Source organism: Kitasatospora sp. NPDC001175, from assembly GCF_053598215.1.
Window position 1 is genome coordinate 1 of sequence record NZ_JBSFJU010000073.1, and the last position, 15,154, is coordinate 15,154.

The window sequence follows — 15,154 nt, forward strand, 5'->3', positions numbered from 1 at the left end:
CCGTGATCGTCCCCGGACGCTGCCCGGAGTCGACCTGGTCCCGCCGCACCCAGTTGCGCAGCGTCTCGGCGGACCCGATACCCAGCTTCTCCGCGACGGCCCGCAGCGCAGCCGACTCGTTCGGGTAGGCACCGAGGACCTCGGCGACCATGCGCACCGCACGACGGCGCAGCTCAGGCGGGTAGGAAGTGGGACGTGCCATGACTCGAATCCTTACACGAAATCGAGTCCCCACCGAACCCGGGGCGGTTCACTTCGAGGAGATGGCGCAGCTCGACCACGTGCTGGTCTTCATCGACGAGGTCGAGGAGGTCGCCGCCACGCGCAACCTCGCCGACCCCGCATCGGGCGGTGTGGTGAACGAACTCCTCAAGTCGATCGCGCGATTCCGCGACCGAGACGGTCGGCTGCTGGTCTGCGCCACCAACTCGGTAGTCGCCTTGGACCCGGCGTTCCTGCGCCACGGTCGATTCGACTACGTCCTGCCCGTAGGGCCGCCGGACCGCTCGGCCCGCAACGCCCTGTGGGCCGGCTACACCGCCAAGACGGGCACCGCTGCCGATACAGCGGTCCTGGCAGACGCCAGCGAAGGTTTCACCCCCGCCGACATCAGGCAGGTCGCGCTGGCGGTCGCCCAGACCGCCTCGAACGCACTCTCGACACGGGGGAGCGGACCCAGCCCACCACCGAGGACTGCCTGGACGCCATCCACCGCACGCGTCCGACCGTGACCGAGGAGATGGCCCAGGAGTTCGCCGACCAGGCGGTCCGCTACGGGCGCGCCTGAAGGGCCAACTGGGCACAGACGGCTGGGGTGTGAGGCACTCCCTGACATCGGCTCTGACCGGAGTTCACGGAACTCGAACTGCGGCTGGATGCGTTGAATGCCTTCGAGATCTCCTTCGGCGGCCGGCTCTCCGCGGACCGCCGCCAACTCAACCCAACCGAGTTGCACCGTCGCTTGTTCGCTGGACAGACCCTGGACCGAGTCAGGTGGGCTGTTGGTCAGACGTGGGTCAGGGGTGCGGGAAGCCCGATCCGATGACAGTGCTCGGGCTGGTCAGGGGCAGTGCGGGCGAGAGACGTCGAGGCGTTCTTGAAAACCTTCGTGACGTGACCCGTCGCCGTGGGTTCAAACCCACACCCTCCGCACCTGGGCGTGGTCCCAGCTCAGGGCGGGTACCGGCTTGCGAACGGTACCCGCCCTGAGTGCTTCTGTCTCACGGTGTCTCGCCTCGTGGTGGCGCGGATGGCGCTGTGCTGTCGGGGCATCGATACGTTGACGCCCTGGCGAAGACTGAACTGCTGGTCGATGTGCGGGGGCGCCGCATCGAGTCCCTGACGGACTTCCGTGAGGCGCTTGTCTCGGTGAACCCCGAAGCCCTCGGCTACTGGAAGGGCCGGAGTCTGGACGCGCTGTGGGACATCATCGAGAACCGGGGCTTCTCCAACCTGCTCGACTCCCACGACGTCCTTGTCGTCCACGCGGACCACAGTGAGTTCCTCTCCCCGGAGAATCAGGTCGGCGCGGCGCTGTTGGAGCTCTTCGAGAGCGCGACGCACGCGCGACTCGAGCTGTTCTGACACCTGCTCACCGTCGGGGTGGTGCTCGGCACAGACCTTGTTCGGCGGTCTGCGCGGCTCGTTGCGCGGAGGAGCGGGGCGGCGGCGCTTCACGCGGGCAGCCCCGTCGCCGTCGGTGCACAGGGCCTTGGCCAACGGTCCACTCGCCGTCCTCCGCTCTACGGGGGCCGGCTCAGTCGGGTGGCCGGAGTCTGCGTACTGGAGTCGGCGGAAGCGCGGATGCTCCGGCAGGTCCGTGGTGGCCCGGTCAGGCGATCAGCGAGGCTGCCCACGCCGACGCGGTCGAGCGCGACGCCCACACGGCCGTCGTGGAGGCCAGGGCCCGGGCACTGGCCGAGTTCGGTTGGAGCTACCCGGCAGGGACATGAGGGCGGGGCGTTCAACATTCAGCGACCGGGCCCACTCGCGGGTGCGTTGCGGGTGGGCCCGGTCGTTCTGAGGCGTAGCGATTGTTGCGACATGAGCGCCGCAGGGCTGATGCCGACTCTGCTACGTGTTGGCGTGCTGCCGTGCGTAGTAGGCAATCTCAATGGCGGTCAAGCCCCAGAAGAAGGCGGTCCCTGCCACTACGACTGGGGTCAGCGCCATAGCGGCGGCCCCCAACCCAGCGGCGGCAGCGCCAGCGCCGCCGGCTCCGAGAGCAATGGGGGCGCCGTGGGCGCCGAGACGCGTCATGCGGGTTTTCCCGGCTCGCAGGAATCCTCCAGACACGGTTACGACGCTTAATGCGATCACACCGCTCCACAGGAGCCACATGGCAATTCCCCCTCGTGATGGTCCGTCAGCTGCAGTATCCACCACTTCTATGCAGGTGTGATCGCCGTGGTCCTTCACTTGCCGGCGGAGCTCCCCGGTGGGGGAAGGCCGCCGTCAGGGCTCGATCGGCTTGGGAGTTGACGCCGGATCAGCTTTGTGGACCAGTTGATCTTTACCGGTGCCTCCCCTCTAACATGGGCCGCAGATCTGAGGGGGCTACCGATGACAGGACCGTTGACGCGGCTCAGGGCCGTCGCCGTGAACATCGACGGCGTGATGCTGAACGACACCTTCAGTCCGGTGATCCACCACTTCATCACCAGTCGGGGTGGCCGGTACTCGGCCGAGGTAGAGCGCCGGATCTTCTCGCAGCGGCAGGCGGACGCCGCCGTTGTGCTCGCCGAGGCCGCCGGGGTCGACTGGCCGGTCGAGCGGACCCTGGAGGTCTACTTCCAGGAGCGGGCCGAGTACCTGGAGCGTGATCCGAACCGGGTGCTGGACGGCGCGGTCCGGTTGGTCGAGCGGCTTCGCGCGCTCGGGCTGCGGACCGTCTGCTACGGCGGCCTGGACCGCTCCCACTTCGACCGCTATCTCGGCGAGCACTCCGGGCTGTTCGACGAGCCCGGGTACGTCTGCACCAATGACTTCCGTCCGGGAGTCAAGGAGATCGTCACCGAGGTGTTCGGCCTGGGCTTCGACGAGGTGCTCTTCATCGACGACGTGGCCCGGGTGGCCGAGCACGCCAGGGCGCTGGGTGTCCCGTTCATCGGCCACCCCTCGGACTTCGAGCACGGCCACCAGCGGGAGTTGATGCGGGAGGCGGGTGTTCGCCACATCGTGGACTCGCTCGACGTGATCGACGAGACGCTGGTCCGCGAACTGGATGCGGCGGCCGAGGCCGGCCAGCTCTGGCCGGAGCAGGCCGGGGCCGTCACGGGCTGAGCACGCCCGCAGCCGGGCGTACCGGTGGCCCGGCGTACCCGCTCGGCGCACCGGTGGCTGGACGCCCGGCAGGCCGGCACTCGCCACCTCCGTGGCGATGCGAGCACGTCCGTAACGAGCGCCCGTGGCCGTGCGGGCCCGTTCCGAAGGCGCGGATCGCGGCCTCAGGAGCCCGGCGGCGGGCGGCAGCGCCGTCACACGGTGAGCGGCACCCGCGCGGCCACCGAGATGGTCATGGTGAAGGCGGTCTCCCCGAACTGTTCTCCGCGGATCACCAGACGCCGGCCGGAGGGGTCGTCGCCCGCCACCTCGTCGGCCGTGATCCAGCAAGGTGCCTCGAACTCCACGTACTTGGTGAAGGACGTGTCGAGCGAGGTGATCATGTCCGCCTCCGGTGCCATCGCCCGGGCCGCCTGACGGGCGGCCTCCATCAGCACCATGCCGGGGATGTGGTCGCCCGGGTGGTCGAAGAGCACCGGGTGCCGGCTGTCGGCGCGCAGTTCCCAGCGGTTGGCGAGCCCGGTCGAGGAGAGGACCACGTCGAAGCCGATCCGCCGGCCGACGAGGGCGGGTTCGATCGGTGGGGGAAGCACCGTGCTGGGCCGGGCGGTCAGGTAGTCGCCGCGGAGGCGGCGGTAAACGGCCGGTGCTATGAAACTGGCCTTCAGGCCGGCGCTGGCCACCCGGGCGCCGTCGCGCAGGAACTGGGCGTCGTAGCGGACACCGCTCAGCCTGCGGCCGCTGTAGCGCAGATCGGACGCGGTGACCATCAGCTCCAGGTCGGCCGGTGTCCCCCTGACCTCCAGCCCCTGGAGGTCGGAGTCGAAGCGCATGGTCTCCAGCAGGAAACAGCTGTCCATCGATACGTCGAGCTCGGCGTGAGCAAGTAAGGTACCGACCTGTCGGATGGTTTCCGCAATGAGAAGGGGGTCATGGTGAAAACCGTCGGGAGACGTGAAGAAGCTGTGACCTCGGGGCCACTGGGCCGAAACGCCGAAGTGTGTGGCATCCAGTCGGTGCCAGCGGGTCAGCAGAACCTCGGCCACGGCGGCGCGGTGTACCAGTTCCCTGGGGACAGTGCTGCTGAAGTGCGCTTTTGTCGAGGCTATCCGGTTGGTTACGGAGTTGAACGGCGGCTTGAACAGTGCCCAGTCCGGGGCTGCGGCGATGGACGGCGACTCGATCATGGCCCCTCTCCCGAGGATCACGAAGAGCGTGGTTCAGGGCCCCGTTGACCCTGGCATCACAATACAGGCCAGCCGGTTTATTTGTGGAGTGCTTCGTCCTTCAATCTTGCGAACGGGGCGGGGCGTAGTAGTGGTACGACAGGAGAGTCCTGATGGCACAACAGGAGCGCGCGATCCGTACGCGCCGGATGATCTTGCAGGGGGCTGCGGAGGTCTTCGACGAGTTCGGCTATGACGCGGCATCGATCAAGGAGATCCTGTCTCGGGTGGAGGTGACCAAGGGCGCGCTGTACTTCCACTTCCCCTCCAAGGAGGCGCTGGCCCGAGGGGTGATTCAGGAGCAGACCCTGCATCTGCGGGTGGCGGAGAACGCTTCCAAGCTCCAGGAGCTCGTGGACATCACCATGGCGGTCGCGCACGTCCTGCCGGAGGACGCCATGCTGCGGGCCGGGATCAGGCTCGCGGTGGAACGCGGATCGGTCGACTTCGGTGACAGCAACCCGTTGCTCGCGTGGACCGAGGTGCTTGGGGCGCTGGCCGAACAGGCAAAGCAGCAGGGCGAGTTGCTGCCGCAGGTCGACCCGATGGAGACCACCGAACTGATCGTCAGCAGCTTCCCCGGCATCACGCTGTACTCGCAGGTGGCGGCCGGGCTGGCCGACGTGGAGAGGCGCGTCTCGGTCCTCTGGCAGCACCTGCTGCCGTCCATCGCGACGCCCTCGGTGCTGGCGCGGCTGGACACCGCACCGGGACGCGGCGCTCGCGCGCTGCTGTCCGTTGGCGAGGCTGGCGGAGAGTCGGCCGAGTAGGCGGCGTTCCGGCGGGGTGCGGACCGCCCGGTGCCGCATCCCGTCGTCGGTCATTCTCCTTGCGCGGCCGATGAGTCGAGAGCTTTCTCGGTGCTTTGCCGGTGCGGTTCCGGTGCGCCCGGTTCGTAGGCCCCGAACCTTGAAGGAAACAGGCCATCCGGTACTGAACCGGAGGCGTTCAGTCGGTCGAGGTGCTCGGGCAGCACCAGTGCCGGGAGGACCGCCCACCACATGCGGGTGAGCATCTCCCGGTCGAGCCACCGGGTCTCCTGCCGGGCCAGCAGTTCGACCCCCACCGCCGCGGCGCCGAGCAGGTCGGCCGCCACCTCCATCGGAGCCCCGGTGTGGATCTCCCGCCGCCAGGCCGCGCGCCGCAGCAGCAGTCGCACCATGCGCACCCAGCTGGCCTGCGGCGACGGGCAGACGGACCGGTCCAGGCCGGGGTCGCCGGTCAGCCGGAGGCCGGCCCGGAACACCACGTCGTCGTCGATCCGGCGGGCCACCGAGTGGCACAGGTGGATCAGGTACTGGATGGTCGGGCCGCCGGACGCGCGGGCCTGGCGGACGCACTCGCGCAGCCCGTCCCGGGAGCCTGCCAGCACCGCCTCCGCCAGCTGCTCCTTGGAGCCGAAGTGGAAGTACAGCGCGCCCTTGGACATGCCGGAGAGCCTGGTGACGTCCCCCAGGCCGGTCATGGTGTAACCGTCGGCGTCGAAGGAGGAGGCGGCGGCCTCGATCAGTAGCTGCCTGGTGCGTTCTGCCCGTTCCTGGCGGGGCATGACTCTCCCTCGTGCTGGGCGGCCGGGCTGCGGGCGTGCGCGGCCGACCGGGTTGCCATGGACCCGCCGTTCCGCTGCCCCGCAGACGGCCGGGCGGTCGCGGGGAGGGGCAGGTGTGCGTGGGTCGCAGCTTAACAAACCAACTGTGCGGTATCGCGCCTTCGGGCGACTTCACCGAAACTGGACAAAGCCTTTGGCGGGGTATTTAAAACCAACCAGTCGGTACGATATGGTCCCTGGGTCAGCGCGACACCCGGTCTCCGGCGCGGCGTCCGGAGGGGCGGGTGGACGCAACCGCAGAGGAGGGGACGCGGGCTGTGGATCGGATCGAGAAGGATGTTCCGGACCGGATCTGGGGGGACGTGGCGGACGACTTCGTCACGGACTTCTCCCGCCGGATGCTCGCCTCGCTGAAGCGCCGTGACCAGCGGGCCCGTGGCGAGTGGTACATCGCCGGGCTGCTGTCGGTGCCGGGCCGGAAGTCGATGCGGGCGCTCGCCTCGGTGGCCGGTCAGGGTGCGGCCGAGCAGAGTCTGCACCACTTCATCAGTGACTCCTCGTGGGACTGGCAGGCAGTCAGGCACGCGCTGGCCCGGCACCTGGACCGCGTGGTGTTGCCGCAGGCCTGGGTGCTGAGCTCGATGGCGGTTCCCAAGGCGGGTGCACACTCGGTCGGCGTCGAGGAGTCCTTCCGTACCGAACTGGGTCGGGTGGTCAACGGCCAGCGGGCGTACGGCGCCTGGCTGGCCAACGAGGACCTGAGTGCCCCGGTGAACTGGCGGCTCTTCCTGCCGCCGGGCTGGCTGGACGACCAGGAGCGCCGCAGGCGCGCCAAGATTCCGGACGAGGTCGCCGGCGCCAGCCTCGAACTGTGCGCCGTGAGCGCGGTGGTGGAGCTCGCCGGCACCGACTGGGGGCTGCGGCGCCGGCCCGCCGTGCTGGACGCCCGCGAACTGGACGCCACCGTACTGGTCGAGGAGTTCGCCCGGCGGGGAGTGCCGTTCGTGATGCGGATCGGCGGTGCCACCCGACTGATCGGCTTAGATCCCGGGTTGCCCGGGCTGGGTGAACGGATGTTCCAGGCGCAGCAGTTGATCGAGCGGGCGAAGCGTTCCTCCCGGCGGGTGGGCTGGGTCGACCCCGACTACTCGATCACCCGGTCGATCCTGGTCGGCGGAACCCGGGTGACCATGCCCTCGATCCGCCGACACGGCGCACCCGGGATGCCCGAGCGGGCGCTGACCCTGGTCGGCGGCTGGGCCGGTGCCAAGGGGCAGCTGGCCGAACTCTGGCTCTCCAACATGGTGGAGGTGCCGCCGGTGGCGCTGCTGCGGCTGGGCCGGCTCACCCGCCGGGTGGCCAAGGACTTCACCGGGGTCAGTGCGAAGGTCGGCATGCGCGACTTCGAGGGGCGCAGCTACGCGGGCTGGCACCGCCACGCGACCCTGTGCTCGGTCGCGCACGCGATCTCGGTGCTCTCCTCGGCTCGGCGCCAGGGTTTCGACCACTCCCAGGAGCTGTCGGCGTAGCGAAGGCGGGCGGCAGGAGAGCGAGGGGCGCGGCGGCGGGCCGGTTCGGCCCGCGTGACGGGTCAGTGCGGCCCGTGCGACGGGCAGGTTCAGCCCGCGTGACGGGCCAGTTCGGCCCGGCCGGCCGCGCGCATGGCGTCGAGCGGCACATCGCTCCGTCCCGTGATCAACTCCACCTGCCGGGCGGCCTGGTGGACCAGCGTGGACAGCCCGTCCGCCACCGGGTTCCCGGCGAATCCGGCGGCCTTGGCGAGCCGGGTGGGCCAGGCGGAGGGGACCACGTCCAGTACGGCGGCCCGGGAGTGCATGATCACGGCCGCGTACTGGTTCGCCGCCCCGGGCGGCAGGGTCGAGATGACCAACTCGGTGCCGTGCAGCAGCTCTTCGAGGTGGTCGAAGGTGTGGATGTCCACGGCCATGCCCAGCCGTACGGCCGCCGAAGCGGCTTCGGCCGCGCGCCGGCGCTCGCGGACGACCAGACCGGGGTCCCGGACGCCGAGGTCGCGCAGGGCGGCGAGGGCCGAGGCGGCGGCGGCGCCGCCGCCCAGCACCAGGGCCGAGCCGGGGTCGTCCACCCCGGCCTCGCGCAGGGCGAGGACGATTCCATGCGGGTCGGTGTTGTCCCCGAAGGTCCGGCCGTCGCGGAAGACCACCGTGTTGACGCCGCCGATGTCCAGGGCGAGGTCGGTGACCTCGTCGATCCAGGGCAGGGCGGCACGCTTGAGCGGCATGGCGAGGGCCACTCCGGCCCGGTCGCCCGTCCCGGCATCGAGCATCCGGTGCAGCACGGTCTCGTCGCACTCGACCGCCTCGCAGTCCCAGTCGAGGCCCATGGCGGCGTACGCGGCCCGGTGCAGGGCGGGGGAGAGGGACTGGCCGACCGGCGATCCGAGCACCGCCGCACGGGCGGCCGCCGGCCGGGTCGGCCTCGCGTGCTCCGCCACCGGGTCGTGATCCGCGCGCATGGTCGATGGACTCCTCCGGCAGAGGCGGGGACGGAGACCGGCCGGGTACGACCCGCCGTCTCCATCGGTGTTGCTCAGCTTAGGCAGCCGACCGCGCCGCGCAGGGAATCCGCAGGAACGAAGTCAGCTCCGCCGCCGTCGGGTTGGAAGTCCCGCCGTACTTCGTCAGATCGCGAGGCCCTTCCCCGGGAGGGCCCGCCGAGAAGCTGCCCGCCCCGTGCGGAGCGCCCGGTTGCCGGAGCGGGGCGGGAGGGGCAGAGTTCGCCCCGGACCGGATGCCGGGTACGCGTCCGGGCGGACCCGAGGAGCGGAGGCGGTCATGGCTGATCTGGCGGGACGGCTGTTGGAGGGGCTGCCTGAGGCGGCCGTCGTGCTGGACCCGGACGTGACGTCCGCCTACAGCCACGACATGGCGGGATTCTGCGTGGCGGGCGAACCCGCCGTCCTGGTCCTCCCGGAGACCGTCGAGCAGGTGCAGCACATCCTCCGCACCGCGACCGAACTCCGGGTGCCGGTGGTGCCGCAGGGCGCCAGGACCGGCCTGTCCGGCGGCGCCAACGCGGTGGACGGCTGCATCCTGCTCTCCATGGTGAGGATGAACCGGATCCTGGAACTTGACCCGGTCAACCGGATCGCCGTGGTCCAACCCGGCGTGGTGAACGCCGAGTTGTCGCGCGCCGCCGCCGAGCACGGCCTCGCCTACCCGCCGGACCCGTCCTCCTGGGAGTCCTGCACCATCGGCGGGAACATCGGCACCGGCGCGGGTGGCCTGTGCTGCGTGAAGTACGGCGTGACCAGCGAGTACGTCCTCGGGCTCGACGTCGTGCTGCCGGACGGACGGCTGCTGCGCACCGGTCGCCGCACCGCCAAGGGGGTCGCCGGCTACGACCTGACCCGGCTGCTGGTCGGCTCGGAGGGCACCCTGGGCGTGGTGGTCGAGGCGGTACTGGCCCTGCGGCCCGCGCCCGCGCCGCAGTTGGCGCTGGCGGCGGAGTTCCCGAGTGCGGACGCGGCCTGCACGGCGGTCTGCGAGGTGATGGCGGCGGGGTTCGTCCCGTCCCTGCTGGAGCTGATGGACGCCACCACCGTCCGGGCCGTCAACGAGATGGCCAGGATGGGACTGCCGGACGCCACCAAGGCGCTGCTGCTGGTCGCCTTCGACGGTCCGGGCAAGGCCGAGGACCTGGCCGCCGTGGCCGAGCTGTGCCGGGCTGCCGGTGCGAGCGAGGTGGTTCCGGCGGCGGACCGGGCCGAGTCCGACCTGCTGCTGGAGGCCCGCAGGCTGGCACTGCCCGCTCTGGACCGGCTGGGCACCACGATGATCGACGACGTCGCGGTACCGCGCTCCCGGATGGCCGAAATGCTGCGCGGGGTCGCCCGGATCGCCGACCGGCAGCGGCTCACCATCGGCATGGTCTGCCACGCCGGGGACGGCAACACCCACCCCGTGGTGGTCTTCGACGCCACCGACGAGGCGCAGTCCGCCCGGGCGCTGGAGTCCTTCGACGAGATCATGGCACTCGGCCTGGAACTCGGCGGCACCATCACCGGGGAGCACGGCGTCGGTCTGCTCAAGCGCGACTGGCTGGCGCGCGAACTCGGTCCGGTCGGGCTCGAGTTGCAGCGGCAGATCAAGGCCGTCTTCGACCCCTTGGGCATCATGAACCCGGGCAAGACCATCTGACGGTCATCGGATCGTCCGACGCACAGAACACCGGTGGGCGGTACCGGACTCCGGCACCGCCCACCACCACGTTCGCGTCAAGTCGCTCCGGCCGTGCGGACCTACCGCTCGCCCCGGCCGTACGGCCTACCGCCGGCTCGCCAACGTCGCGCCCACGCTGGCGATCACCACACAGGCGATCCCGGCGAGTTGCGCCACCCCCAGTACCTGGTGCAGCACCACGAGCCCGACCAGCGCGCTGACCGCCGGCTCCAGGCTCACCAGCACGCTGAACACGCGCTGCGGCAGCTGTCGCAGCGCCGACATCTCCAGCGCGTACGGGATCACCGGCAGCAGCAGTGCCACCCCGGCCACCGCGAGCAGCAGCGGCCAGGGGCTGTCGGCCTTGGAGAGCCCGTGCAAGGCCGGACCGATCCCCACCGGCAGCGTCACCAACGCGCCGACGGTGATCGAGACCGCCAGCCCCTCGAAGCCCTTGAAGGCCGCGCCGACCTTGTCGGTCAGCAGGATGTAGCCCGCGTAGCAGGCCGCGGCGGCGAAGGCCAAGCCGAGCCCGGCCGGGTCCAGGCCGCCCGAGCCGCCGTCCCCGCCGCCCTCGGCGCCGAACAGGGTCAGCAGCGCGACCCCTCCTCCGGCCAGCAGCGCCCAGACCAGGTGGCTGGCCCGCCGGGCGAAGGCCAGCGCGACGGCCAGCGGCCCGAGGAACTCGATGGTGGCCGCCGTCCCCATCGGCAGCCGGTCCACAGCGCCGGCGAAGCACAGGGTCATGCCGGCGGAGACCACACCGAGCAGCCCGGCCGAGGCGAGGTCGCGCCGGCTGCGGCCGCGCAGCCGCGGCCGGGTGAGAGCGAGCAGGATCACCGCGGCGGCGGCCAGCCGCAGGAAGGTCGCGCCGCTGACCCCGAGCGGCTCGAAGAGCGGTCGGGAGAACGCGATACCGAGCTGGACGGCGAACATCGCGGTGACGCAGAGCAGCGGCGCCGGAACGTTCAGGCGGTGCCGCAGGGGATGGACGGACGAGGGGCCGGGCGAGACCTGGACAGCGGTCTCGCAGGTACTTCCTGTGGACATGGGACGAGTGTGACGTAATACCTGAACTGCGTCCAAACTCATTACAGCGCTGTTTCTCGGCATACGGACAACCGTCACGGTCGGGTGAACGGCCATCACCCTCCGGCGCGGCGAAGTGGCCGGTCGATGGCGGGTCAGTATCAAAGGACGGTGCGCTACCTCCGTCCGGCCGCGCTCTCGGCGGCTTCCCTCGTTCTGCTCCTCGCCACCGACCGCAACGTCCCCCTGCGGGGTGGACGGGTGGTCGACGCCCAGGCGGTCGCCGCGGTCACCCGCTCGGTGGGCGGACGTCTGCCGGGGCCGCCGGCCGTGCTCCCGGAGACCGGCCGCGGCCCGGAGGCGCTGCCGAAGCGCTACTTCACCGGCGCCGGCTTCGACGCCTGCAGCGCTCCGCCGCTGGAGGCCATGGCGCTGTGGCGCATCGCCTCCCCGTACGGCGCGGTCGGCATCTACACCAGCGGAAGCCAGCGCGCCTGCGACCAGTCCAGGCTCACGGCGGACTGGGTCGGCCAGGTCCGCTCGATGGGCTGGGAGCTGGTGCCCACCCACGTCGGCCTCCAGGCGCCCTGCGCCAAGATCAAGAGCAAGCCCAGGCGGATCGACCCGGCCCGGGCCATCCAACAGGGTGGCGAGGAGGCCGCCGAGGCGGTGCTCAGCCTGCAGGCGCTCGGCCTCGGCCCGGGCAGCCCGGTCTACCTCGACATCGAGGCGTACCCGCCGGACGACCAGACCTGCAGCCAGGCAGTGGTCGACTTCACCCTCGGCTGGACCCAGACACTGCACTCCGCCGGGTACCACTCCGGCTTCTACTCCAGCGTGAACTCCGGAGTCGCCGACATCATCGCCGCCGCCCGGGCGGGCAGCGCCCCGATGCCCGACGTCATCTGGTACGCGCGCTGGGACGGACGGGCCGTCACCGACGGCCAGGACGCGCCGCCTGACGACATGTGGACGCGGCGCCAGCGCATCCACCAGTACCGGGGCAGCGCCGACGAGACGTACGCCGGTACGACCCTGAACATCGACCGCGACCAGCTGGACGGCCTGGTGGCAGTCGGGCCGTAGGGCCGACCGGCCATGGGGCCCGCGACGCCGCGGACCCCATGGCCGGCCTAAACCTCCCGGCGGCCCGGCGGTCACTCCATGGCGCGAACTTCCTTACCGGGCTCACTCGTTCGACCCAAGCGCGGCTTGGTCGCACCGATCCCGCGTGGTCGGCTGTGAAGCATGACCACCACCGGGCTCCGCAGGCTCGCCGCCTCCGCCGCTGCCGCCCTAGTCGCCGTCACCACCCTGAGCGTCTCCCCGGCTCCCGCCGTCCCGGCGGCCGAGAGCAGCTTCTTCCAGCTCTACGTCGTGCGCGACGCGGACGACACCGCAGTCGAGGACTACTTCCTCACCTGCAAGCCCGACGGCGGCAGCCACCTTGCCCCGGAACGCGCCTGCGCCGCCCTCACCATCGCCGAGGGGGACATCAACCGCCTCGCCGGCGACCGGCACCGCACCTGCCCGGACGTCCAGGACCCGGTCACCGCCACCGCGTACGGCGACTGGAACGGTCAGCAGGTCACCTGGCAGAAGACCTTCACCAGCCTCTGCCGCCTGCAGCGCGCCACCAGCCCGCTCTACTGACGGCCCGACCGGTGCGCCGGGGCGCCCCTCCCTCGGGGGCGGGGCGCCCGGCCCTTCTCCCGGTGGCGACCGCATGTGCGCGGTCGCCGACCGGGCACCGGTGGTCGCACGGGGTGTCAACTCGGCTGCAGGAGGTGACAGGTGGCGGCCTCCGTCGCGCGACAGGTCGGCTGAGCGGGATTCCGCGCACGGGGAAACGGACCGGCCCCGGCTACCCGAGACGCCGGCCCGCCAGCTCCTCCGTCCGCTCGCGCGCCGGTGCGCGGGGCGCGGCCGCGGTGCGGGTGAGCGACGCGTCTCATCCCCGACCATTCTGCTGACACCGGGGCGACATTTCGCCAGAATCAGGCCGAGACCCCGTTTCTACTGGCCAGTAGCGGTGGGCGTGCTCGCACCCAGGACCGGTCAAGGAGGACCCGCGTGTTCAGCACCATGCAGGACGTACCACTCACCGTCTCCCGGATCCTCGCGCACGGATCCACCATCCACAGCCGCTCGACGGTGACCACCTGGGATGGGAACGGCCCGGTGGTCCGCACCTTCGCCGAGGTCGGCGCCCGGGCCGCACAGCTCGCGTGCGCGCTGCGCGACGAGCTCGGGGTCCTTGGCGACCAGCGGATCGGCACGCTGATGTGGAACAACGCCGAGCACCTGGAGGCGTACCTGGCCGTGCCCTCGATGGGTGCGGTGCTGCACACGCTGAACCTGCGGCTGCCCGCCCAGCAGCTGGCGTACGTCATCAACCACGCCGCCGACCACGCGGTCATCATCAACGGCAGCGTGCTCCCGCTGCTGGCCGGCGTGCTGCCGCAGCTCGCCCCGACGCTGAAGCACATCGTGGTGAGCGGCGAGGGCGACCGCTCGCTGCTGGCCGGCTTCGGCGGCACCGTCCACGACTACGAGGAACTGATCGCCGGGCGCCCGGCCGATTACCCGTGGCCGACCGACCTGGACGAGCGCGAGGCGGCGGCGCTCTGCTACACCTCGGGCACCACCGGGGACCCCAAGGGCGTGCTCTACAGCCACCGTTCGGTCTACCTGCACTGCCTGCAGGTGAACTCCGCGGACACCTTCGCGCTGACCGGCCGCGACACCGTGCTGCCGGTGGTCCCGATGTTCCACGTGAACGCCTGGGGCGTACCGCACGCGGCCTTCATGTCGGGCGCCGACCTGCTGATGCCGGACCGCTTCCTCCAGCCCAAGCCGCTGGCCGAGATGATCACCCGGGTCCGCCCGACCGTCAGCGCCGCCGTCCCCACCATCTGGACCGGCCTGCTGGACGAACTCGACCACGGCGACTACGACACCTCCTCGCTGCGCATGGTGGTCATCGGGGGCTCGGCCTGCCCGCCCTCCCTGATGAAGGCATTCGAGGAGCGCCACGGCATCAACGTGGTGCACGCCTGGGGCATGACCGAGACCTCCCCGCTCGGCACCTTCGCCCAGCCGCCGGGCGGACTGACCGCCGAGCGGGAGTGGCCGTACCGGATCACCCAAGGCGTCTTCCCGGCCTCCGTCGAAGCCCGCCTGACCGGCCCGGACGGCGAGCGGATGCCCCACGACGGCGTGGCGGCGGGCGAGTTGGAGATCCGGGGGCCGTGGATCGCCGGCGCCTACTTCGGCGGCGCCGGGCAGGACCCGGAGCGGCCCGACGACAAGTTCAGCGAGGACGGCTGGCTGCGCACCGGTGACATCGGCACCATCACCCCGGACGGCTACCTCACCCTCACCGACCGGGCCAAGGACGTCATCAAGTCGGGCGGCGAGTGGATCTCCTCGGTCGAGCTGGAGAACCACCTGATGGCCCACCCCGAGGTCGCCGAGGCCGCCGTGGTCGCCGTCCCGGACGAGCGGTGGGGCGAACGCCCGCTCGCCACCGTGGTCCTGCGCCCGGGCTCCACCGTCGCCTTCCCGGCCCTGCGCGCCTTCCTCGCCGAGCGGGTCGCCTCCTGGCAGCTCCCGGAGCGCTGGGCCCTGGTGGACTCGGTGCCCAAGACCTCGGTCGGCAAGTTCGACAAGAAGGTCATCCGCGCCGACTACGCCGCCGACCAGCTGGCCGTCACCGTCCTCGGCAAGGAGTAGGGCGAGGGTCCGCGGGGGCGGCCGTACGCGCGGCCGGCCCCGCGGCCTGGTACCCACTGCCGTACCGTCCCGGTGCACGGGGAGACCGGGTCCGGGGCCGCGCACCGCCGCGGCGGGCCGCCCGCGCGGCTTCC

14 protein-coding genes are annotated in these 15,154 nt (G+C 71.2%); 9 read left to right on the forward strand and 5 right to left on the reverse strand.

Annotation, left to right across the window (positions count from 1 at the left end; all coding sequences use genetic code 11):
* On the reverse strand, positions 1-202 hold a 202-nt coding region (locus ACWDAK_RS34045; RefSeq protein WP_427394575.1), incomplete at its 3' end, for a transposase.
* Between the two features lie 61 nt (positions 203-263).
* On the opposite strand from ACWDAK_RS34045, the gene ACWDAK_RS34050 reads away from it, so the two are divergent.
* From ACWDAK_RS34050 to ACWDAK_RS34060, 3 genes are all read left to right on the forward strand, one after another.
* Positions 264-731 carry an AAA family ATPase gene (locus tag ACWDAK_RS34050; protein ID WP_427394574.1) on the forward strand — a complete coding sequence of 156 codons (468 nt, stop codon included), beginning with the start codon at positions 264-266 and terminating at the stop codon, positions 729-731.
* Positions 732-1,257: 526 nt separating this feature from the next.
* Positions 1,258-1,584 (forward strand): barstar family protein, encoded by a 327-nt coding sequence (locus tag ACWDAK_RS34055; protein ID WP_427394573.1) that lies wholly within the window; start codon positions 1,258-1,260, stop codon positions 1,582-1,584.
* A gap of 978 nt (positions 1,585-2,562) precedes the next feature.
* A complete protein-coding gene (locus ACWDAK_RS34060; RefSeq protein ID WP_344636810.1) occupies positions 2,563-3,282 on the forward strand; it encodes an HAD family hydrolase in 720 nt (239 codons plus the stop codon).
* A 194-nt stretch (positions 3,283-3,476) separates the two neighbouring features.
* Here ACWDAK_RS34060 and ACWDAK_RS34065 read toward each other — a convergent pair whose 3' ends face one another.
* Complete coding sequence (locus ACWDAK_RS34065) at positions 3,477-4,469, reverse strand: ScbA/BarX family gamma-butyrolactone biosynthesis protein (RefSeq protein ID WP_344636811.1); 993 nt, start codon at positions 4,467-4,469, stop codon at positions 3,477-3,479.
* A gap of 152 nt (positions 4,470-4,621) precedes the next feature.
* Here ACWDAK_RS34065 and ACWDAK_RS34070 point away from each other — a divergent pair, with 152 nt between their 5' ends.
* Positions 4,622-5,278, forward strand: a complete 657-nt coding sequence (locus tag ACWDAK_RS34070; protein ID WP_344636812.1) for a ScbR family autoregulator-binding transcription factor — start codon at positions 4,622-4,624, stop codon at positions 5,276-5,278.
* Between the two features lie 50 nt (positions 5,279-5,328).
* Here ACWDAK_RS34070 and ACWDAK_RS34075 read toward each other — a convergent pair whose 3' ends face one another.
* Positions 5,329-6,057 (reverse strand): ScbR family autoregulator-binding transcription factor, encoded by a 729-nt coding sequence (locus ACWDAK_RS34075; RefSeq protein ID WP_427394572.1) that lies wholly within the window; start codon positions 6,055-6,057, stop codon positions 5,329-5,331.
* Between the two features lie 317 nt (positions 6,058-6,374).
* Here ACWDAK_RS34075 and ACWDAK_RS34080 point away from each other — a divergent pair, with 317 nt between their 5' ends.
* Positions 6,375-7,586 (forward strand): IS701 family transposase, encoded by a 1,212-nt coding sequence (locus ACWDAK_RS34080; protein ID WP_427394571.1) that lies wholly within the window; start codon positions 6,375-6,377, stop codon positions 7,584-7,586.
* Positions 7,587-7,675: 89 nt separating this feature from the next.
* Here the strand turns inward: ACWDAK_RS34080 and ACWDAK_RS34085 are convergent, their stop codons facing one another.
* Positions 7,676-8,551 (reverse strand): shikimate dehydrogenase, encoded by an 876-nt coding sequence (locus tag ACWDAK_RS34085; RefSeq protein ID WP_427394570.1) that lies wholly within the window; start codon positions 8,549-8,551, stop codon positions 7,676-7,678.
* A gap of 319 nt (positions 8,552-8,870) precedes the next feature.
* On the opposite strand from ACWDAK_RS34085, the gene ACWDAK_RS34090 reads away from it, so the two are divergent.
* Complete coding sequence (locus ACWDAK_RS34090) at positions 8,871-10,235, forward strand: FAD-binding oxidoreductase (RefSeq protein WP_427394569.1); 1,365 nt, start codon at positions 8,871-8,873, stop codon at positions 10,233-10,235.
* Between the two features lie 126 nt (positions 10,236-10,361).
* Here ACWDAK_RS34090 and ACWDAK_RS34095 read toward each other — a convergent pair whose 3' ends face one another.
* Positions 10,362-11,306: an EamA family transporter gene (locus tag ACWDAK_RS34095; protein ID WP_427394568.1), complete on the reverse strand. Its 945-nt coding sequence runs from the start codon at positions 11,304-11,306 to the stop codon at positions 10,362-10,364.
* Between the two features lie 150 nt (positions 11,307-11,456).
* Between ACWDAK_RS34095 and ACWDAK_RS34100 the strand changes: the two genes are divergently transcribed.
* The 3 genes from ACWDAK_RS34100 (at position 11,457) to ACWDAK_RS34110 (ending at position 15,020) form a co-directional block, all read left to right on the forward strand.
* The gene (locus ACWDAK_RS34100; protein WP_344636818.1) at positions 11,457-12,371 is read left to right on the forward strand and encodes a DUF1906 domain-containing protein; all 915 of its coding nucleotides are present in this window, start codon (positions 11,457-11,459) and stop codon (positions 12,369-12,371) included.
* A gap of 162 nt (positions 12,372-12,533) precedes the next feature.
* Positions 12,534-12,938, forward strand: a complete 405-nt coding sequence (locus tag ACWDAK_RS34105) for an SSI family serine proteinase inhibitor (protein ID WP_427394567.1) — start codon at positions 12,534-12,536, stop codon at positions 12,936-12,938.
* A gap of 420 nt (positions 12,939-13,358) precedes the next feature.
* On the forward strand, positions 13,359-15,020 hold the full coding sequence (locus ACWDAK_RS34110; protein WP_344636820.1) for a long-chain fatty acid--CoA ligase: 1,662 nt from the start codon (positions 13,359-13,361) through the stop codon (positions 15,018-15,020).
* Positions 15,021-15,154: the final 134 nt, after the last annotated feature.

What these genes read in the sequence shown, in the direction of transcription:
- ACWDAK_RS34050 (WP_427394574.1), top strand. Translation starts at nt 264, where the DNA reads ATGGCGCAGCTCGACCACGTGCTGGTCTTCATCGACGAGGTCGAGGAG.
- ACWDAK_RS34060 (WP_344636810.1), top strand. Translation starts at nt 2,563, where the DNA reads ATGACAGGACCGTTGACGCGGCTCAGGGCCGTCGCCGTGAACATCGAC.
- ACWDAK_RS34065 (WP_344636811.1), bottom strand. Translation starts at nt 4,469, where the DNA reads ATGATCGAGTCGCCGTCCATCGCCGCAGCCCCGGACTGGGCACTGTTC.
- ACWDAK_RS34070 (WP_344636812.1), top strand. Translation starts at nt 4,622, where the DNA reads ATGGCACAACAGGAGCGCGCGATCCGTACGCGCCGGATGATCTTGCAG.
- ACWDAK_RS34075 (WP_427394572.1), bottom strand. Translation starts at nt 6,057, where the DNA reads ATGCCCCGCCAGGAACGGGCAGAACGCACCAGGCAGCTACTGATCGAG.
- ACWDAK_RS34085 (WP_427394570.1), bottom strand. Translation starts at nt 8,551, where the DNA reads ATGCGCGCGGATCACGACCCGGTGGCGGAGCACGCGAGGCCGACCCGG.
- ACWDAK_RS34090 (WP_427394569.1), top strand. Translation starts at nt 8,871, where the DNA reads ATGGCTGATCTGGCGGGACGGCTGTTGGAGGGGCTGCCTGAGGCGGCC.
- ACWDAK_RS34095 (WP_427394568.1), bottom strand. Translation starts at nt 11,306, where the DNA reads ATGTCCACAGGAAGTACCTGCGAGACCGCTGTCCAGGTCTCGCCCGGC.
- ACWDAK_RS34105 (WP_427394567.1), top strand. Translation starts at nt 12,534, where the DNA reads ATGACCACCACCGGGCTCCGCAGGCTCGCCGCCTCCGCCGCTGCCGCC.